Origin of the sequence: Pseudomonas agarici (assembly GCF_001543125.1) — a bacterium.
GTDB lineage: Bacteria > Pseudomonadota > Gammaproteobacteria > Pseudomonadales > Pseudomonadaceae > Aquipseudomonas > Aquipseudomonas agarici.
The window spans coordinates 1,233,376-1,251,477 of sequence record NZ_CP014135.1; the positions used below are offsets into that span (position 1 = coordinate 1,233,376).

Here is an 18,102-nt window from a genome sequence, read left to right on the forward strand (position 1 = left end):
GAAAGGGTTTATAAGTCAGACTGATAGCGATTTAATGCCTGAATTATTTCTGTCTGATGACATCGGAAAATATTTAGTAATGCCGGTTGTGGGCAGTCGTGTCGTTTTGATATCACGGAAGGCTCTAGGCCCTGCTTGGTCGACGCTTTGCCGCTGGCGGGCGATGCCGGTGACTGATGGTTTTCTGCAGTTTAATGGGGGATGCGGCGGCGCTGGTGGCCCATGTGGCGAGTTCTGTCAGTCAATTTCGGCCTGGCAAACGCCCAAGGGTAGACAGTGGGCGTTTTACCAAAAGGGAGCTTCGATGCTGTCGAGCAAACGCGATCCGGTTGTATCGTCTGTCTCAGCGGCTCAGCGCCCGGCGCCCGGACACAAAGTGGCTGACATCGTTGAAGCCTGGCGTCGAGGCATGCCCCGGCGTCACCAGCGAATCGATAAAGGCTTCGTCCTCGGTGCTGATCCGTACCGCCAACGCCTGGGTGTAACGGTCCCATTGCGCTTCGGTGCGCGGGCCGACAATCGCCGAGCTGACTGTCGCGTTGTTCAGTACCCAGGCGATGGCGAACTCGACAATGCCCACGCCACGGTCTTGGGTGTATTGCTGGATCTGCTGGGCGATGCGCAGGGACTCCACCCGCCACTCGGTTTCCAGGATCCGCTTGTCCCGGCGGCCAGCTCGGCTGTTACCATCCGGCGCGATATCGGGAGCGTACTGGCCGCTGAGCACGCCACGGGCCAGCGGGCTGTAGGGCACTACGCCGAGGCCGTAAGCCGCAGCGGCGGTGATTTGCTCGGTCTCGGCCTGGCGGTTGACAATGTTGTACAGCGGCTGACTGATCACCGGCCAGTCGACCCCGAGCCGTTCGGCGACGCGAATCACCTCGGCGATGCGCCAGCCACGATAGTTCGACAGGCCCCAGTGGCGGATCTTGCCCTGGCGTAGCAGGTCGCCGATGGCCGCTACCGTAACCTCCAGCGCCGTGTCGTGGTCCTCGCGGTGCAGGTAGTAGATATCCAGGTAATCGGTGCCAAGCCGGGTGAGGCTGGCGTCGATGGCATTGAAGATGTGCTTGCGGCTCAGGCCACCGCGGTTCGGTATTCCGTCTGTCGGGCCGATGCCGACCTTGGAGGCAATGATCCAGTCGTGCCGGTGGCGGGCCACTCCTTCACCGACGATTTCCTCCGAACGCCCGGCATTGTAGACATCCGCCGTGTCGATGAAATTGACCCCCTGATCCCAGGCTTTGTCGATGATACGCAGTGAAGTTTCAGTGTCGGTCTGTTCGCCGAACATCATACTGCCGAGGGTCAGTGTGGAAACCTTGAGGCCGGATTGGCCGAGGGTGCGATAATTCATGATTGACGTCCTTTTGTGGTGACGCAGAGGCTTCAATCAGATACCAGAAGCCCGATGTTGAGCAATCCCTCAAATAATTTGCCAGTATCTGACAAGGTAGCGGGAGAAATGGCAGCCAGGTATTCACTAAATCTGATATCGACGTCTGAGCGGGGCGGGTGGCAAAAAAACCAATCAATCGAGGTGAAAGAGGCAATGGACCGAATCGGTTCAAGGAAGACTTCGCCCCATAAGCCATAAACGGTCGCGCCATTATGATCTTTTGCGCTGCAAGAGTAAGGTGGATCGCCCAGTGAGTCCCGACCACCCTGGCGTTGCCGCACCTGTTCCGGTGGGCCGCAGGGGCGCCATAAGAACCGGAGAGTGCTCCCCATGAAAATCATCATCGCGCCTGATTCCTTCAAGGACAGCCTGAGCGCCGACGCGGTGGCCAAGGCCATTGCCGAGGGGCTGGTCGAGGTGTTGCCAGAAGCACAGTTGATACAGTGCCCGATGGCCGATGGTGGCGAAGGCACGGTGGCGTCGGTGCTGGCGGCCTGCGACGGCGAGTGGCGCGAGGCCACGGTTCAAGGACCATTGGGGAGGTCGGTACAGGCTCATTGGGGCTGGCTGGCTGCAAGCCAGACCGCGATTATCGAGATGGCCAAGGCCAGTGGCTTGCAATTGTTGCCGCCTGGCCAACGGGATGCCTGCATCAGCAGCACCTTTGGCACGGGCCAGTTGATTGGCGCGGCCCTTGATGCGGGAGCTCGACGAATCATCCTCGCCATCGGCGGCAGCGCCACCAACGATGCTGGCGCTGGCGCCTTGCAAGCGTTGGGCCTGGGCCTGTTCGACGCTCAGGGCCGAGAACTGGCACACGGTGGCCGAGCCTTGACGGACTTGCGGCGAATCGAACTGGCCGGGCTGGACCCGCGCCTGGCCGAGGTGCGTTTCGAAATCGCCGCCGATGTGAACAACCCCCTGTGTGGCGAGCAGGGTGCCTCGGTGATCTTCGGCCCACAGAAAGGCGCCACACCGGCTCAGGTCCGGGAACTGGATGCCGCGCTCGGCCATTTCGCCGACCTGTGCGCCGGGGTAATGCCCAAGGATGTGCGCGCTGAGCCCGGCAGCGGCGCGGCTGGGGGACTGGGGTTTGCGGCCAAGGCGTTCCTTGGCGCACGATTCCGGCCAGGCGTGGACGTGGTCGCGGAACTGGTGGGCCTGGCGCAAGCGATGCAGGGTGCCGATCTGGTGATCACCGGCGAAGGGCGTTTCGATGCGCAGACGCTGCGAGGCAAGACGCCCTTTGGCGTGGCGCGGATTGCCCGCCAATACGGAGTGCCGGTCATCGTCCTCGCCGGAACCCTGGGCGAGGGTTATGAACAGATGTACCAACACGGTGTCGATGCGGCATTTGCCCTGGCGTCCGGCCCGATGAGCCTGGAACAGGCCTGCGCGCAAGCCGCACCGTTGCTGTCGGCAAGGGCTCGCGACATCGCCCGGGTGTGGAAGCTGGCTGCTGGGCGATAAGTACCGCAACGCCATGTTTGTCGGTTGTCCAGGGCGCAGCCGGACCCGCTCGACCTGCGAAGCGACCGCCGTTGGGGAATACGCGGCAAGTCTCGTTGATGATTGCTCAGCCCTACTGATTCAGCGCAACCAGGCTCAATGAATCCATACACTGCACGCCCGCCGCCTCCATCTGCGCCATGGCTCGTTGCAAGGAGCCGTTCAGGTCGATGGCGCGGCAGGCGTCGGGGATCAGGATCGTGGTGAATCCCGCCGCACGGGCATCCAGGGCGGACCAGGCCACGCAGTAGTCCAGGGCCAGGCCGGTGAGGTACACCGTGTCGATAGCGCATTCCTTGAGATATCCCGCCAGGCCGGTCGGGGTCTTGCGATCGGCTTCGACAAACGCCGAGTAGCTGTCGATGCCAGGGTTGCTGCCCTTGCGCACTATCAGTCGAGCGTGGGGCAGGTACAGCTCGACATGCAGTTCGGCGCCATGGCTGCCTTGCAGACAGTGGTCGGGCCACAGCACCTGGGTGCCGTAGGCCAGTTGCACGGTATCGAAGGGCGCGCGTCCCGGATGACTGCTGGCGAACGAGGCGTGGCCGGCGGGGTGCCAGTCCTGGGTGATGATTACATTGCCAAAGCGGCTCGCCAGGCGATTGATCAGCGGCACGATTTCGTCGCCACCGGTAACGGCCAGTTGACCACCGGGGATAAAGTCGTTCTGCACGTCGATCACGATCAACGCGCAACGTGGGTCGTTCAAGGCTGGCAGGCTGGCGGTGGAGAGCATTCCTGGGTTCTCGGATGGGAGTTCAATGGGGTACCGTCAAGCAGACAAAGATAACTGTCTTTTTTGCGCCTCATATTCTTCACACCGGCTGCCGCTGAGTGATTTGATGGTCTGCAACTGCTCTGTTGAGTCCGTTCAACGCTTGCTGATACGGCTTGTCCTTGACCAGGTTGTAGGCGTGGTCGGCGCGGCCCTGATCGGGGGTGGTGCTGGTCACCCGTGGATCGCACTGGTTGGTTTGCGGGTTCCACACCTGTTGATCGGTGCATGTGGGCTTGGGCGGTTGCAGGGCGTCGTCGGAAGCGAGCGCCAGGCTGCCCGACAGCGCAGCCACCAGGCAACCGGCCGTGAGGAGGGGAGCGGTGAATGTGCGGTTACGAAGGTTCATGGATACTGCTCCGCTGTCGGCAACCTGGAGAGCGTCCGTGCGTCGGATTTGACTCCCAGAATTCGAAAGTTATTTCAGGCGGGTGCCCGGCAACATTCGTCGTAAGGTATCGTCGCCCAGAACATAGTGATGCACCAGGGCCATGATCGCGTGCAAGCCCGCCAGTATCACGATAATCCATGCCACTTGTTCGTGCAGGCCGGACAGTAGCGGGCGCAGCGAGCGGTCGAGGCTGACCAGTGTCGGGATATCCATCAGGCCAAAAAAACGGAAAGGCTCACCCTGGGCCCAGCGAAAGGCGAAACCCAGGCAGATCTGTGTCAGCAACAATCCATAAAGCGCCCAGTGGGCGAGTTTGGCCGGGCCATCCATGGCGCCGCGCTGCTGGGCGGGCAAGCGGCGCGCGGCGAACAGGCGCCAGGTGATCCGGGTGAGGACGATTAGCGCCAACAAGATGCCGCAGGAGATATGCAGCGACTGTAGGTCTTTGCGTAACGGTGTACCGCGCTCCAGTTGAGCCCAGATCTGCGAGCTGGCGAAGAGATAAATCACCAGCAGTGCGGTCAGCCAGTGCAGGCCGATGGTCAGGCGGTCATGGCGCCGGGTGGGCGAGTTGCCCAGGGGCAGGGAGACGGTGTACATGAGCAATCCTCGGTGGTGGTATCGATTGAACACGCGATATTCGGAGTTTATTCATTTGTTGCCGGATGGGTTAGCCTGATCGCTCCAGCCCTGAGCTTGGGAGCGATGAGTCGGGCGACAACGGCGAGAGGGTGGTTACAGACCCAGCTCCGACAGGCCCGGATGATCATCGGGGCGACGTCCCAAAGGCCAGTGGAATTTGCGCTCCTCAGCCTTGATCGGCAAGTCGTTGAGGCAGGCGAAACGACGGGCCATCAGGCCATTCTCGGCGAACTCCCAGTTTTCGTTGCCATAGGAGCGGAACCAATTGCCCGAGTCGTCATGCCATTCATAAGCGTAACGCACCGCAATACGGTTGTCGGTAAAGGCCCAGAGTTCCTTGATCAGCCGATAATCGAGTTCCTTGGCCCATTTGCGGGTCAGGAAAGCCTTGGCTTCCTCGCGGTTGTTGGCGAATTCGGTACGGTTACGCCAGCGGGTGTCCAGGGTATAGGCCAGGGAAACTCGTTCCGGGTCACGGGAGTTCCAGCCGTCTTCGGCGAGGCGAACTTTCTCAATTGCCGATTCTCGAGTGAAGGGTGGAAGTGGCGGGCGGACGTCTGCGTTTGATGACATTTCAATGTTTCCAATGAGGTTGAGTTCAGACTCGTTGTCGCACTGCGTTCAAGCGATACGCGTAGCGCTCCACAAGTCGCCATCCAGATCAAGCGATGATTCCCGGAGCATGACACCCTCAGAGCACCAGCAACGTGCTGGCCCGCGTTCGCCTGGCTTGTGCGCGAAAACATCAGGTAGATTTTGGTTTAGGGGATGCAGAGTAGAACGGTCGTTCTCCCTGATCAATCTTTGTTGTCGCCATACACTGGCAAGAAGAGTATCGCCGTCCCTGGCAACCGTGAAAGCATTGGTTCAAACTTTGAAGAAGCTGACTTTCTGCGTCAGGCTGTCAGCCAGTAGCGACAACTCACGGCTGGAGCGGGCCACCTGGTTGGAGCCGACTGAGGTTTCCATGGCCGCGTCGTGAATGCGATTGATGTTCTGGTTCACTTCCTGAGCCGCGACGCCTTGCTGGGTAGAGGCGCTGGCGATCTGCGCGTTCATGTCGTTGATCGCGCCGACTTCCTCCCGAATCCGGATCAGCGCGCCTTCGGCGAGACGGGTGTGTTCGACGGTTTGCTGGGCCATTTCGCGGCTATTGCGCATGATCTCGGCGGTCTTGCCGGCACCGGACTGCAACTGGGCAACCATTTCGCGGATTTCCCGGGTCGAATCCTGGGTACGGGTCGCCAGGGAGCGGACTTCATCGGCCACCACGGCAAAACCGCGCCCGGCTTCACCGGCTCGTGCCGCTTCGATAGCGGCGTTGAGGGCCAACAGGTTGGTCCGTTCGGCAATCGAGTTGATCACCGCCACCACATTCTCGATGGCCTGGCTGTCATGGGACACTTGACCCACGGAGTCAGCGGCCTGATCCAGCACCAAAGCCAGGCGCTGCATATCGCCAGCGGTGGTTTCGACCACCTGTTTGCCGCTTTCCACCGCTTGATCGGCGGCATTGCTGGCCAGCGCGGCTTTCTGCGCGTAGCCGGCGATTTCGTGAACCGTGACCGCCATTTGGTTGATCGCGCTGGCCATGCGCTGGGTTTCCCCGGTCTGCACGCGCATCTGCTCGTTGTTGTTGTCGGAGCTGGCCAGTAATTGGTTGGAGGAGCCCATCAGATCGTGGGCCACCGCGCGCACTTGGTGGATGGTTTCAGCCAGACGCTGGTTACTGGTCTTCAGCGCTCCCATGACACTGTTGGGATAGCGAGTCTCGATCTCGCCGTCGAGTTGACCGTTGGCCAGTTGGCGGATCGAGTCGGCAACCGCTTCCGGCTCCGCGCCGAGGGTCGACTTGAGGTTGCGGATGATCAGTAACGAGACCAACACGCTGAGCAGCACGGCGACGCTGGTGGTCAGTAGCATCAGGGTGGCGAAATGGCTGGCGGTGGTGCGCACTTGCGCCAGTAGTGTGCCGATCGAGGCCTCCTCCCAATCGATTAGCGCGTTGATGCGTTTCAGCCATTGCGTATAGGCCGGGGAAATGTCGGACAGCAGAAAAGCCTGGGCCTTGTCCATGTCGCCCTGCTTGCGCAGGTCGAGCAAGCGAGCGGTCAGGGCCAGGGTGGTGCGCTCGCTGTCCTTGATGTCATCGAGCAGGCGCCGTTCGGCGTCGGAGGCACCCATGTGGGAAAAGATCGCGTCCATCGGCTGGGCCGAGGCTTGGTAATCGGCGTTCAGCCGTTCGATAGCGCGCAGATGGGTTTCCAGGCCGGCGCCATCGCGGACCAGCACCGCATCGCGAATGGCAATGGCGCGGTCATGCACACTGCCGCGGAAGTTGATGGCGTAACGTTGCTTGACCGCACTGTCGTCACTGACGTTGGTCAGGGTCGAGTCGATCAAGCCCACGCGATTGACCCCAATCAGAGTCACCAGAATCAACAGCGAAAGTACCAGCCCAAATCCCAATCCAAGGCGTTTGGCGATTGTCAACGAGCGGGGCATTCAGATTTCCTTAGCGAAAGAAACAAAATTGATGTCAGTAGGCCATTAGATAGGCCAAGTTTTGCTGTGTTACAAGGGAGGGCCTGAATTTGTTTTGGCCTATCGGACCGATGGCGAAAGGAGCCGAAAGCGTGACAGCAGTGCCCGGTTGCAAGACACACGCAAAAAGCGATGCATGGTGTAAGCTCTCGGGTTCTTCGCATTCGACCCTTAGCGAGCCTTATGCCGTCGCTCTTCAAACGCTCCTTGCTGCCCAAACTGCGCGGTTTTCCCCTGGCTGCCGATGCGTTGACCATCCTGTCGGGCGCCGCCGAATTCCGGCGCTGCCTGTTAGAGAAGATCGCCGGAGCACGGCGACGCATCACCCTGGTGGCGTTGTACTTGCAGGAGGACGAGGCGGGGCAGGAGATTCTCGATGCGCTGCATGCGGCCAAGGCAGCCCATCCGGCGCTGGAGATCGTCGTCGTGGTCGACTGGCTGCGGGCCCAGCGGGGCCTGATCGGTGCCGGCAAGCAGCCGGGCAACAGCGCCTGGTATCAGGCGCAAACCCGTAACCACAGCACCGAAGTGCCGATCTACGGCGTGCCGGTGCAGACTCGTGAGTTGTTCGGCGTGCTGCACCTCAAGGGGTTTGTGATCGATGATTGCGTGATCTACAGCGGCGCCAGCCTGAACAACGTCTACTTGCACAAGTTCGACAAGTACCGCTTCGATCGCTATCACCTGTTGCACAATCGCGTCTTGGCCGACTCCATGCAGAGTCTGGTGCGTGAAGAGTTGCTGGCCTCCCATGCGGTCTGCCGCTTGGACTTGCCGACCTTGCCGAGCACCCGCAGCCTGCGTGGCAATATCGGCGATTTGCGCGCCCGGCTGAAAAAGGCCCAATACGATACCCATGCCGGTGTCGCGCCGAGCTTCAGTCTTTCGGTCAGCCCACTGCTGGGCCTGGGGAAAAACAATCCGCTGAACCGGGTGATCTGCGAACTGATCGCCACCAGTCAGCAGCAACTGACTCTCTGTACACCGTACTTCAACCTGCCGCTGGCGGTGGTACGGGAAATCAACCGGGCTCTGGAGCGCGGGGTGAAGATCGACATCATCGTCGGCGACAAGATCGCCAACGATTTCTACATTCCACCGAGCCAGCCGTTCAGGGTCATCGCGGCATTGCCGTACCTGTATGAGATCAGCCTGCGACGCTTTGCCAAACGTCATCAGGCGGCCATCGACAGCGGTCTGTTGAACTTGCATCTGTGGTGCGATGGCGAGAATACCTACCACCTCAAGGGTATGTGGATCGACCAGCGTTATACCTTGCTGACCGGTAACAACCTCAATCCTCGGGCATTCCGCCTGGACTTGGAAAACGCCTTGCTGATCGACGACCCGCGCAGCGAATTACTGGCGCCACGGGCTCGGGAACTGGCGTTGATTTTCGAGAACGCGCGTCGCATCGACAGCTTCAAGGAGCTGGATACTCTGGCGCAATATCCGGAGGCGGTGAGCAAGTTCCTGCGGCGGGTCAGTCGGGTGAAGATCGAAAGATTGTTGTATCGGATGCTCTGATTGCCTGATGGGTGGCACATTGTCAACTCGTATCAAAAGGGCTAAGTGTTATTATTAAATAATATAAATACCTGTTATTTTTGACAGTAGATGATTGTCGCGCATGTATGTAGTTTCAGTCCTATGGCTGTCTCTCCAGTACTTTTCGATTCCGAGAGAGCCTAATGATAGAGGCTCAGTGCCCTTGGAGAGTTGCGATGCGTGCCGGTATTTTTTATCTACTTGTAACATTGATATTATTCCAAGGCTGCTCTTTCTCTCGGGAGGGGTCGTTGTCGGATTCCTCCACGGATGAGCTGCCAACGACAGCTTCCGAAAATAATCCCGACGCAGCCAGGGCAGCCGGCACTTATGCAGACCCGAAGCACTGGAGCGAGGCCACCTTTATAGGGGCGATACATAAGGGCAATGATGGTTTTTATGAGGCAAGATTCAACGGTGGCGCATGCCCGACCTGTTACTACCCGCCCGCTGGAGCCGATAATGCCTGGTGGTTCTTTCGCGGTGTGAATTCGGGCTTGTATTCGAACCCGAAGTCCTGGAGCGAAATCACCTATGTGGGCGCTATACATCGAAGCGGGGATGGTTTTTATGAGGCTCGATTCAACGGTCGAGCCTGTTCTACCTGTTACTACCCGCCCGCTGGAGCCGATAATGCCTGGTGGTTCTTTCGCGGTGTGAATTCGGGTTTGTATTCGAATCCGAAGTCCTGGAGTGAAACTACCTATGTAGGAGCGATACATCGGGGAAATACCGGTTTCTATGAGGCCAGGTTCAACGGTAGTGCATGCTCGACCTGTTACTATCCACCTGCTGGCGCCGATAATGCCTGGTGGCTTTTTCGTGGGGCACATGCCGGGACTTTTAATGATCCGAAATCCTGGAGCGAGTTCTCTTATGTCGGCGCAATACATGGGCTCGGTCATACAAAGCGCTTTGTTTCAAAATTCAATGGTGCTGCACAAGCCACACATTATTACCCAACCAACACGCGGGAGAATGCCTGGTGGCATACCGCCGCCAGCGGATGTTGGACAGGGAGGAGTCCGGTAACCTCGCTGAGCGACCTGGCAATGGCCGATACCAGCCAACAGGCCAAGCTGCCTGAGGGGCGTTTTCCGGACATTCAATCATTGCTCTCGAAATCGCCGACCGGGCAGCTCTCGTCGTTACTCAAGGGCGTTCGCCCTTCCATGTTGGAACTCAGGAACATCTATGAAGATTATCAGGTAAGCAGCGCGAATTTGATAAAGGATAATGGCGATTTTGGGGCTCTGATTGTTGCCCTTCGCGCCGACGGTAGTTTTGTTGCATTTCTCGATACTCCGGAAAACCGTGGAACTATCATTGGTAGCGCCAACGGAGCACAAACCTGGATCAAGGAAGAAAAATATGATTATCTTACCCCGGACACCGTTGAGTCCGATGCGCAGTTCGAGGATTTGTCCTTTGTCGCGGATAACTCGGTAAACAGCCTGCTGGTTGATCATGATTGTAATGGCCGGATCATTGTCGATGTATTGGCCGGGTTCTCGAAGTCTGCCGCTGATCGGGTGGGAGACGCTACCGCTTTTGCACTTGCGCAAATCGAAAGTGCAAACTTGGGACTGCGAAATTCAAGAGCCGATACGGTGCGTCTCAGGTTAGTGGGCACCCAGATTGTCAACGAGGATTATCCGGTCACTGAGACAACTCTTAGCTTGGTCACGAGTATTTTCAAGAATGGTATTCTTGAGTCCGGGGCTGATATGGTTGCCGGGTATTTTAATATGCCTACAGGTGATGCGGCGGGGGGCATTGCTTATGCGCCTGGCCGTTATAGTATTCAGAGAACTGCCCAGCCTGCCGCATTTCGGCATGAAATCGGGCATAATGTCGGCGGCGGGCACTGCAATACGGGTGGCACTGATAATTATAAGTTTGGATTCAGTAATGGCACATCGGCAACTTTTCTATGTGGAAATAATGTTAATTATTATTCGACGCCTTTTGTTCTGGATGGTAGCGGTCGTCCACTAGGCAATGCAAAAACCGCGGATATGACTAGGTTGTGGGGTGAAAGAGCTGCGGCGATGTCTGCCTATGCTAAGTCCATCACCGCTCCTGTTGGCGTATACCCCTGATCCTGGAGCACTGTTGGAAAGCCCAGTCACCGATATCGGTGATTGGGCGTGTTCCTGTTTACTCAGTTCAGACCCAACTTGCCGCGCAGGGTCGACAGGTCTTCGGCCAGGGTGTTGACCGGGCCGACCAACGCCTTGCGGTCGGCGTCCTTGACCTTGTCATAGGTCTGGAAACCACCGTCCTCGGTTTTGTACTTGGCCAGGATCTTGTTCACTGCGGCAAAGTTCTTGTCGACTTTGGCGGCGAAGGCCTTGTCCTGCTGCTCGATCTGCGGGCGGAACAGTTCGACGATTTTCTTCGCACCGTCGATGTTGCCTTGAAAGTCATAGAGGTCGGTGTGACTGTAGCGGTCTTCTTCACCGGAAATCTTGGTCGCGGCCACTTCTTCGAGCAAGGTGGCGGCGCCGCCCACGACTTTCTCGGGCGGGAAGGTCAGGTCGGCAACACGGGCCTGTAGCTCTTTGACGTTGGCGTTCAAGCCATCGGCCAGTTCGCCCAGGCTATCGGTGGTCTTCTCGGAGAACAGGCTGTATTCGATGCGGTGAAAACCGGTGAAGTCCTTGGCCTTGACGCCTTGCTCATGATCATCGACACGGGAGTCGATAGCCGCGTCGAGATCACTGAACAGCTCAGCGATCGGCTCGATCGACTCGTAGTGAACACGGGTCGGCGCGTAGAGTTTCTGCGCGGTGGCCAGGTCGCCTTTCTTCACGGCATCGGTGAACTGCTGGGTTTTGTTGGCCAGCTCGTCGAGCTGTTCTGTGACGTAGATCTTGTAGTCCGAGAGCGGCCCCACCAGGTCCAAGGGCGCAGTGGCCGCGAAAGCCGAGAGCGGAGCGTGAACCAGGCCGAGAGCCAACAACCAAGCAAGAGGCGACTTTTTCATGGGACGTTTCCGGGTGAGTTAAGGATTAAGCTGTTTTTTTGCTGATGTTGCCGAAAGTAGCGAGCGACCGATGAAGTCCTGATCGTTCGCGACCCCCGGCAAGGTGAAGAAATAACCGCCACCGATCGGCTTGAGATATTCCTCCAGGGGCTCGCCGTTGAGCCGTGTCTGGACCGCGATAAAACCTTGCTCCAGGTTGGCCTGATAGCAGATGAACAGCAGGCCCATCTCCAGTTGACCGTTCTTGCTCACGCCGTTGGAGTAGTTGAACGGGCGGCGCAGGATCAGATTGTGCTGGGTCTCGGCGGTACGCGGGTTGGCCAGGCGGATGTGGGCATCGAGCTTGGTCAGCTTGCCTTCAGGGTCCTTGGTGTAGTCCGGTACCTGGGTTTCCTTCTGGCCGTCCATCGGTGCGCCCGAGCTCTTGATGCGGCCAATGATGCTCTCTTGCTCTTGCAGGGGAGTGCGGTCCCAGCGCTCCACGAGGTTGCGGATGATGCGTACTGCCTGGTAGCTGCCATGGCTGGCCCAGGCGGGCTCGTCGCTGCCGGGCTGGATCCAGACGACACGGTCCATGACGGTGTTGTCGTTGGAGTCCGGGTTGGCCGAGCCGTCACGGAAACCGAGAAAATTGCGCGCGCTCTGAGCCGGCTCGCCGGGCTGGGTCGGGGCCTGGGGCGGTACCGTACCTTCCTGCTTCCAGCGCACCAGCAACAGGTCCGGGGTGTTCTTGACGATATCGCGCAGGGCGTGGATGTTGGTGTCCGGCGTGTTCGCGCAGAATTGGATACTCAGATCACCGTGGCACAGGTCAGGTTGCAGGGCATCGTTGGGGAAACCGATCATCCGGCTCAAGCGCTTGGGCTTGGCGGCCTCCAGGCCGAAACGCTCATCGAACAACGAGTCGCCGACAGAGACGGTAATGGTCAGGTTGTCCGGAGTGACGACCGGGCCGAGAATCCCTGAGTCCACGGGTGGCAGCTTCGGGTCGAGCTGCTTTACCGCGCCACCGCTCATCAGGAAGGCGATGCGTTGGTTGAGGGTGCGGAACAGCCGCTCAAGGTCTGCGCGGTCGCTGGCGAGGACGTCGAAGGCGACGATCATCCCGGCTGCCGGACGCGGCGTGACGATGCCGGTCTGGTGCCGACCGTGGAAATCGTGGCGGTCCTGGGTCTTATCGCTACTCGGCGCCTGGGTCACTTGGGCTTGTGTCAACCGGGTCTGTGCGGCAGCGGCCAGGGCCGGGCAGCTCAGGGCGCTGCCAGCGATTGCCGCGCCGGCTACGCCCATGCCCAGTAGGACACGACGGCGGTCGGCGGAAAACTCGTTGTTGCGGGGTGGTAAATCGCTCATGTTCGGGTCGTCTGCTCAATTACAGGCCAGAGAGGCCAAGGGCGGGATCGATTCCTTCGAGTGCATCGGCCACGACCTTGGCCTTGTCGGCGATCTGCTGGCGCTGCTCGGCGCCGACGGTGTCATAGGTCACGTAGCCACTGGCAATCTTCAGGCCGTTGAATTCGGCTTCGAGGGCAACGGTGGCCTCGTCGAGCTTGGGTAGCAGATCGGCGGCCGATTTCACCAGTAATGGCCGCAGGAGGTCGATGACCTTGCGCGTGGTTTGCAGGTTGGCGGCGAAACCGTCGAGGTCGACATGGCTGTAGCGTTCTTCCTCACCGCTGATGCCACGGCGGTCGGCGATGCTGCGTATGTTCCGGGCTACCAGACTGATCAGTTGCTCGGGTGGCAGCGACTGGCCCAGCAGCTGTTGCTTGAGGTGGGTCACATCGGCTTGCAGGCGCAGGGCAATCGGCAGCAGGTCGGCGAGGTGGCGTTGTTGAAACAGCCCGTATTCAAGGCGATGAAAGCCATCGAAGCCAGGATCCTGTTCGCGTTGTTCGTAGTAGTCGGCGCGGGCGTTGATAGCGTTGTCCAGCTCGGAAAAACGTTGGGCGGCAGGTGCCAGACGTTGATAGGCGGCGCGGGCCGGCGCATAGAGTGCCTGGGCCTGGATCAGGTCGCCGGCGGCGATAGCTTGCTGTAGCGCGTCGACCGCCTGGATCAGGGCACTGCCTTGGGTGCTCAGATAGACGCGAAATTCCGACAGCGGGCCGATAAAGGCGGTCATCGGCGGGCGCGCCTGGGCAGCTGCTGTCGAGGCGGCGGTCGAGGTCACGTGCAGCGTGCCACGTGGATTGCTCAGCAGTCCGCAGGTAATCATATAGTCGCCTGGAGCGAGGTTGGCCCTGATCACCTGGCTCAGGCCGGGAGCGATGTTCTCGCGCTCTTCGACCACCAGCACGCCGTCGAGGATTTCCCATTCCACCGCGCGATCCGACTTGTTGAGAATCCGGAAGCGGTTCAACCCTGCCGGAACAGTCAGTGCGTTGGGCTCGCAACCGTGGGACAGGATGCTGACGCTGATTTCGTGGTGCTGGCCCTGGCGTTTGCTCGCCGCCAGTTGCGAGGCGTAATAGAACAGTCCGCCGGCTGCGATCATCACGATCACCGAGCCGGCTACTGCCCAGCGCAAGGCTCGGGGCAGCTTGCCAGTTGCAGGGTTGGACATGGGTAACCTTACTGATTGGGAACGGAAGAAGAGTGCTTGGGGGGTGGTGATGCAGCCGGGATGAAAAACATCACCAGCGCGATCACCAGATACAGCAAGTAGGCGCTCACGACACTGACGGTCGGGGCGTCCTGGTAACCCAACATGCCGGCCAGGACCGAACCGGTCGGGCCATCCATCGGTAGCGTGGCACTGATATCGAAAACCACGCCCTGCAGGTGATTCCACAAGCCGGCTTCATGCAGCGCCTGTACCGCATTGGCGAGGATACCGGCGGCGACCACCAGAATGAACAAGCCAGTCCAGCGGAAGAACAGGCCCAGGTTCAGACGCATGCTGCCGGTGTAGATGGCCAAGCCGATGAAAATCGCCAGGCTCAGGCCGAGTAGGGCGCCGATTGGGGCGCTCGGGCCTTCGCTCTGTTGGAACACCGCCAGTAGGAAGAACACGGTTTCCAGGCCTTCCCTGGCCACGGCGAAAAACACCATGGCAATCAATGCCCAGACCTGATGCTTGGAGCCAGCCAGGGCGTGGTCGAGGGAAATATGCAGGGAGTGTTTGATGGAGCGTGCGACTTTGCGCATCCAAAACACCATCGAGCTGAGGATGCCGACGGCGACCAGGCCGACGATACCTTCGAAGAGTTCCTGTTGCTTTTGCGGGAATTCGGCGCTCATCAGCTCCAGGCCGCCTCCGACCAGGAGGGCGAGGGCAGCCGCGAGGAAAACGCCGACCCACACGGCGGGCATCCACTGGCCCCGGCCGGTCTGCTTGAGGTAGCTGGCAATGATGCCAACAATAAGCGCGGCTTCGATGCCTTCGCGCAACATGATCAGAAAGGGAACCAGCATGCGGTTATCATGTCCGTTACAAAATGAATGGTAATTTGTAACATAATGATACTCATTGCTAAACCGCTTTCATTGACAATAGCTGAACCTTGGCTGAACGGTCGGGGAAGGTATGCTGCCTGCGCTGATGGTTACCACGAGCTAGCCGAGTGCAAACTCCACGGCCGCCATGGCGTGTAACTCGGTCGTGTCGAACAGCGGCAGGTCGCTGTGCTCGGGCTTGATCAGCAGGCTGATTTCCGTGCAGCCGAGAATCACTGCCTGGGCGCCGCGGGCGGCTAATCCGTCAATCAGTCGCCGGTAAGCCTGGCGCGAGTGCTCGCTGATGATACCGACGCAGAGTTCCTCATAGATGATCCGGTGCACGGCCTGGCGCTCGTCGGGCTCGGGCACCAGTACCTCCAGGCCCAGGGCGGCCAGCCGCTGCTTGAAAAAGTGCTGCTCCATCGTGAACGCGGTGCCGAGCAGCCCCACGGTGCGTGCTCCGGCGTCGAGGGCAGCTTGTCCGACCGGCTCGGCGATATGCAGGAGGGGTATGTCCACTGCTGCCTGGATTTGCTCTGCGACCCGATGCATGGTGTTGGTGCAGAGTACGACGCATTCGGCGCCACCCGCCTGCAGGCGCTGCGCGGCGTTCTCCAGGATCAACCCAGCTTCGTCCCAGCGTCCCGCGTGCTGGGCTTGTTCGACAGGTCCGAAGTCGACGCTGTACATGAGCAACGACGCCGAGCGCAACGGGCCTAGCCGCGAGCGAACCCGCTGGTTGATGATCCGGTAATACTCGGCGCTGGACTCCCAGCTCATGCCGCCGATAAGGCCGATGGTACGCATGTGGTGCTCCTGTCGATACTGTGGGTGCTGTTCATGAGTTAGTTGTACGCTTGCGGATACGATCTGCCATGATCGTAACTTCGATTCAGGTTCACCCGAGGAGCGGCTCAATGGACGACATACGGCAACTGGGGGAAATGCTTCGGCACTACGCCGAGAGCGAAGCACATAAGCGACAACTGTTCGACAGTCAGTCGGCCCACTGGACCGCGCGGATTGGCGAGTTGTTCGATCATATCGAACACTGGCTGGAGCCGGTCAAGGCGCCGCATCTGCTGGAAGTACGACGCGAAGAGTATGTGGCCTTCGGTGCTGGCGTCGCGGTGGAAACCTCGACCTTCAAGACGCAGAAACTGAGCATTCATATCGTCGGCAAGGCGGTGGAGTTCGTCCCCGAAGTGATGGGGGCCGGTGGCGCGATTTCCCTGGCGGTGGTGGGCTTGACCGCGGCGCGTTATGGCAGCGTTTCACTGGTGGGTGTGCCGGGTACAGGGGACTGGCAGTGGCGCAAGACCAATGGTCTGAAAGACCCGGACATCTTCGCGTTCGATGCCAATTTCCTTGCCGCGCAGTTGCAGAGCCTGATTCCTCGCGAACGCGCTTGAGCGAGCTCGGAAGTGGGCAACGGCGCTTTGCTCCCGTTCCTACACTAAAAAGCTGTTTTTCAGGTTTGCCACGCCAGGGATCGTATGACACTTTGTGCGTCCCTTGAGGTCGCCAAACACTGTTGTGTTTAATTTCGGCCTCTTCAAAAAACGTCTGGAAGGATTTCGTTCATGGCTCAAGTCACCCTCAAAGGCAATCCGGTTCAAGTCACAGGTCAACTGCCATCAGCCGGCTCCAAGGCACCTGCCTTTTCGCTGGTAAACGCCGGTCTGGCCGACGTTACCCTGAGCAGCTTTGCCGGCAAGCGCAAAGTGCTGAACATTTTCCCAAGCGTCGATACACCGACCTGCGCCACCTCCGTGCGCAAATTCAACGCTCAGGCCAGCGACCTGGCCAACACCGTGGTGTTGTGCATCTCGGCTGACTTGCCGTTCGCCCAGGCGCGTTTCTGCGGTGCCGAAGGCCTGGAAAATGTCCAAAGCCTGTCGACCCTGCGTGGTCGTGAGTTTATCGAGAACTATGGCGTGGCCATCGCTGACGGCCCACTGAGCGGCCTGGCCGCCCGTGCGGTCGTGGTGCTGGACGAAAACGACAATGTCCTACACAGCGAGCTGGTCAAGGAAATCGCCGACGAGCCCAATTACCAAGCGGCCCTTGCCGTGCTTAAGTAAAGGTTGCGGTGGTGCCCGACGGCCTGGCTCTGCCCAGGCCGTTTTTCGTGGCCAAGCGTGCTGCGAAAAATCGTTGAACGTGCTTCAGTGGCGCTCTGGTGTGACAAATTGTGTTTGCCGGTAGGTCGTAAGATCGTATCGTGGTTAACTTCGATCTTTTCATCTCTTCATTCAGGAGGATTCAGGTCATGGCACAAGTGACGCGCAGGGGCGTAGTGGTTCAGATCAACGGTGAGTTGCCGCGTCCAGGGACCCGGGCACCGGCGTTTTCCCTGGTGAACCAGGACCTGGACGATATTTCCCTGGAGGATTTTGCCGGTCAGCGCAAAGTGCTGAATATCTTCCCGAGCATCGATACGCCAACCTGTGCCAAGTCGGTCCGGACTTTCAATGCCAGGGCCAATGAGTTGACCAATACCGTGGTGTTGTGCATTTCCGCCGACCTGCCGTTCGCGCAGGCGCGCTTCTGCGGGGCGGAAGGGCTGGGCGAAGTATTCAATTTGTCGACCCTGCGCGGTGGCGAATTCATGATCAATTATGGCGTGGCCATCGCCGATGGCCCGCTTGCCGGCCTGACAGCCCGTGCGGTGCTGGTCCTCAATGAGCAAGACCAGGTGCTGCACAGCGAACTGGTCGCCGATATCGGTCAAGAGCCCGATTATGCCGCGGCGCTCGAGGTGCTGCGTTAAGCGCTTTTACAATTATTGACGGCCTGCCTCTGTCCAGGCCGTTTTTATTTGTGCTTCAGTGCCTTAGTCGAAGGCTGAAGAACGTCAGGCG

Annotated in this window: 18 protein-coding genes; 6 read left to right on the forward strand and 12 right to left on the reverse strand. The window is 59.4% G+C overall.

The genetic code is table 11. The features are described 5' to 3' along the window. Positions 1-343 precede the first annotated feature (343 nt). Both AWM79_RS05430 and AWM79_RS24860 read right to left on the reverse strand, forming a co-directional pair. Positions 344-1,357 carry an aldo/keto reductase gene (locus tag AWM79_RS05430; protein ID WP_017131900.1) on the reverse strand — a complete coding sequence of 338 codons (1,014 nt, stop codon included), beginning with the start codon at positions 1,355-1,357 and terminating at the stop codon, positions 344-346. A gap of 32 nt (positions 1,358-1,389) precedes the next feature. After that, complete coding sequence (locus tag AWM79_RS24860) at positions 1,390-1,743, reverse strand: hypothetical protein (RefSeq protein ID WP_143063322.1); 354 nt, start codon at positions 1,741-1,743, stop codon at positions 1,390-1,392. Here AWM79_RS24860 and AWM79_RS05435 point away from each other — a divergent pair. Further along, entirely contained in the window at positions 1,730-2,869 is a 1,140-nt protein-coding gene (locus AWM79_RS05435; RefSeq protein WP_017131899.1) for a glycerate kinase, read from the forward strand. The two genes, AWM79_RS24860 and AWM79_RS05435, sit on opposite strands and share 14 nt — an antisense overlap. A 112-nt stretch (positions 2,870-2,981) precedes the next feature. Here AWM79_RS05435 and pncA read toward each other — a convergent pair whose 3' ends face one another. The 5 genes from pncA to AWM79_RS05460 form a co-directional block, all read right to left on the reverse strand. Next, positions 2,982-3,644, reverse strand: coding sequence for a bifunctional nicotinamidase/pyrazinamidase (pncA, locus tag AWM79_RS05440; protein ID WP_017131898.1), 663 nt, complete (start codon positions 3,642-3,644; stop codon positions 2,982-2,984). A 79-nt stretch (positions 3,645-3,723) separates the two neighbouring features. Next, positions 3,724-4,032: a hypothetical protein gene (locus AWM79_RS05445; protein ID WP_017131897.1), complete on the reverse strand. Its 309-nt coding sequence runs from the start codon at positions 4,030-4,032 to the stop codon at positions 3,724-3,726. Between the two features lie 69 nt (positions 4,033-4,101). Next, positions 4,102-4,674, reverse strand: a complete 573-nt coding sequence (locus AWM79_RS05450; protein ID WP_017131896.1) for a cytochrome b — start codon at positions 4,672-4,674, stop codon at positions 4,102-4,104. A 135-nt stretch (positions 4,675-4,809) separates the two neighbouring features. Beyond that, positions 4,810-5,289 carry a nuclear transport factor 2 family protein gene (locus tag AWM79_RS05455; RefSeq protein WP_017131895.1) on the reverse strand — a complete coding sequence of 160 codons (480 nt, stop codon included), beginning with the start codon at positions 5,287-5,289 and terminating at the stop codon, positions 4,810-4,812. Positions 5,290-5,583: 294 nt separating this feature from the next. Further along, the gene (locus tag AWM79_RS05460) at positions 5,584-7,221 is read right to left on the reverse strand and encodes a methyl-accepting chemotaxis protein (protein WP_060782335.1); all 1,638 of its coding nucleotides are present in this window, start codon (positions 7,219-7,221) and stop codon (positions 5,584-5,586) included. Between the two features lie 222 nt (positions 7,222-7,443). On the opposite strand from AWM79_RS05460, the gene pssA reads away from it, so the two are divergent. Both pssA and AWM79_RS24865 read left to right on the forward strand, forming a co-directional pair. Continuing rightward, on the forward strand, positions 7,444-8,787 hold the full coding sequence (pssA, locus tag AWM79_RS05465) for a CDP-diacylglycerol--serine O-phosphatidyltransferase (protein WP_060782336.1): 1,344 nt from the start codon (positions 7,444-7,446) through the stop codon (positions 8,785-8,787). Positions 8,788-8,984: 197 nt separating this feature from the next. After that, on the forward strand, positions 8,985-10,910 hold the full coding sequence (locus tag AWM79_RS24865) for a hypothetical protein (RefSeq protein ID WP_156430079.1): 1,926 nt from the start codon (positions 8,985-8,987) through the stop codon (positions 10,908-10,910). Between the two features lie 62 nt (positions 10,911-10,972). Here the strand turns inward: AWM79_RS24865 and efeO (AWM79_RS05475) are convergent, their stop codons facing one another. The 5 genes from efeO (AWM79_RS05475) to AWM79_RS05495 form a co-directional block, all read right to left on the reverse strand. After that, positions 10,973-11,797 (reverse strand): iron uptake system protein EfeO, encoded by an 825-nt coding sequence (gene efeO, locus AWM79_RS05475; protein WP_017131892.1) that lies wholly within the window; start codon positions 11,795-11,797, stop codon positions 10,973-10,975. Between the two features lie 18 nt (positions 11,798-11,815). After that, a complete protein-coding gene (efeB, locus tag AWM79_RS05480) occupies positions 11,816-13,150 on the reverse strand; it encodes an iron uptake transporter deferrochelatase/peroxidase subunit (protein ID WP_060782338.1) in 1,335 nt (444 codons plus the stop codon). A 19-nt stretch (positions 13,151-13,169) separates the two neighbouring features. After that, positions 13,170-14,363 carry an iron uptake system protein EfeO gene (gene efeO, locus AWM79_RS05485; protein ID WP_060782339.1) on the reverse strand — a complete coding sequence of 398 codons (1,194 nt, stop codon included), beginning with the start codon at positions 14,361-14,363 and terminating at the stop codon, positions 13,170-13,172. A gap of 8 nt (positions 14,364-14,371) precedes the next feature. Continuing rightward, positions 14,372-15,214, reverse strand: coding sequence for an iron uptake transporter permease EfeU (gene efeU, locus AWM79_RS05490; RefSeq protein ID WP_060782340.1), 843 nt, complete (start codon positions 15,212-15,214; stop codon positions 14,372-14,374). Between the two features lie 141 nt (positions 15,215-15,355). Continuing rightward, positions 15,356-16,045 carry an aspartate/glutamate racemase family protein gene (locus AWM79_RS05495; RefSeq protein ID WP_017131888.1) on the reverse strand — a complete coding sequence of 230 codons (690 nt, stop codon included), beginning with the start codon at positions 16,043-16,045 and terminating at the stop codon, positions 15,356-15,358. A gap of 110 nt (positions 16,046-16,155) precedes the next feature. On the opposite strand from AWM79_RS05495, the gene AWM79_RS05500 reads away from it, so the two are divergent. The 3 genes from AWM79_RS05500 (at position 16,156) to tpx (AWM79_RS05510) (ending at position 18,011) form a co-directional block, all read left to right on the forward strand. Further along, positions 16,156-16,650: a hypothetical protein gene (locus AWM79_RS05500; RefSeq protein ID WP_017131887.1), complete on the forward strand. Its 495-nt coding sequence runs from the start codon at positions 16,156-16,158 to the stop codon at positions 16,648-16,650. A gap of 171 nt (positions 16,651-16,821) precedes the next feature. Next, positions 16,822-17,322 carry a thiol peroxidase gene (gene tpx / locus AWM79_RS05505; protein ID WP_017131886.1) on the forward strand — a complete coding sequence of 167 codons (501 nt, stop codon included), beginning with the start codon at positions 16,822-16,824 and terminating at the stop codon, positions 17,320-17,322. A gap of 188 nt (positions 17,323-17,510) precedes the next feature. Further along, positions 17,511-18,011 carry a thiol peroxidase gene (gene tpx / locus AWM79_RS05510; RefSeq protein WP_017131885.1) on the forward strand — a complete coding sequence of 167 codons (501 nt, stop codon included), beginning with the start codon at positions 17,511-17,513 and terminating at the stop codon, positions 18,009-18,011. The last annotated feature ends 91 nt before the right edge of the window (positions 18,012-18,102 follow it).

Excerpts from the sequence above, each read along its gene's own strand:
- AWM79_RS05430 (WP_017131900.1), bottom strand. The coding sequence starts at position 1,357 with ATGAATTATCGCACCCTCGGCCAATCCGGCCTCAAGGTTTCCACACTG.
- AWM79_RS05435 (WP_017131899.1), top strand. The coding sequence starts at position 1,730 with ATGAAAATCATCATCGCGCCTGATTCCTTCAAGGACAGCCTGAGCGCC.
- AWM79_RS24860 (WP_143063322.1), bottom strand. The coding sequence starts at position 1,743 with ATGATGATTTTCATGGGGAGCACTCTCCGGTTCTTATGGCGCCCCTGC.
- pncA (WP_017131898.1), bottom strand. The coding sequence starts at position 3,644 with ATGCTCTCCACCGCCAGCCTGCCAGCCTTGAACGACCCACGTTGCGCG.
- AWM79_RS05445 (WP_017131897.1), bottom strand. The coding sequence starts at position 4,032 with ATGAACCTTCGTAACCGCACATTCACCGCTCCCCTCCTCACGGCCGGT.
- AWM79_RS05450 (WP_017131896.1), bottom strand. The coding sequence starts at position 4,674 with ATGTACACCGTCTCCCTGCCCCTGGGCAACTCGCCCACCCGGCGCCAT.
- AWM79_RS05455 (WP_017131895.1), bottom strand. The coding sequence starts at position 5,289 with ATGTCATCAAACGCAGACGTCCGCCCGCCACTTCCACCCTTCACTCGA.
- AWM79_RS05460 (WP_060782335.1), bottom strand. The coding sequence starts at position 7,221 with ATGCCCCGCTCGTTGACAATCGCCAAACGCCTTGGATTGGGATTTGGG.
- pssA (WP_060782336.1), top strand. The coding sequence starts at position 7,444 with ATGCCGTCGCTCTTCAAACGCTCCTTGCTGCCCAAACTGCGCGGTTTT.
- AWM79_RS24865 (WP_156430079.1), top strand. The coding sequence starts at position 8,985 with ATGCGTGCCGGTATTTTTTATCTACTTGTAACATTGATATTATTCCAA.
- efeO (WP_017131892.1), bottom strand. The coding sequence starts at position 11,797 with ATGAAAAAGTCGCCTCTTGCTTGGTTGTTGGCTCTCGGCCTGGTTCAC.
- efeB (WP_060782338.1), bottom strand. The coding sequence starts at position 13,150 with ATGAGCGATTTACCACCCCGCAACAACGAGTTTTCCGCCGACCGCCGT.
- efeO (WP_060782339.1), bottom strand. The coding sequence starts at position 14,363 with ATGTCCAACCCTGCAACTGGCAAGCTGCCCCGAGCCTTGCGCTGGGCA.
- efeU (WP_060782340.1), bottom strand. The coding sequence starts at position 15,214 with ATGCTGGTTCCCTTTCTGATCATGTTGCGCGAAGGCATCGAAGCCGCG.
- AWM79_RS05495 (WP_017131888.1), bottom strand. The coding sequence starts at position 16,045 with ATGCGTACCATCGGCCTTATCGGCGGCATGAGCTGGGAGTCCAGCGCC.
- AWM79_RS05500 (WP_017131887.1), top strand. The coding sequence starts at position 16,156 with ATGGACGACATACGGCAACTGGGGGAAATGCTTCGGCACTACGCCGAG.
- tpx (WP_017131886.1), top strand. The coding sequence starts at position 16,822 with ATGGCTCAAGTCACCCTCAAAGGCAATCCGGTTCAAGTCACAGGTCAA.
- tpx (WP_017131885.1), top strand. The coding sequence starts at position 17,511 with ATGGCACAAGTGACGCGCAGGGGCGTAGTGGTTCAGATCAACGGTGAG.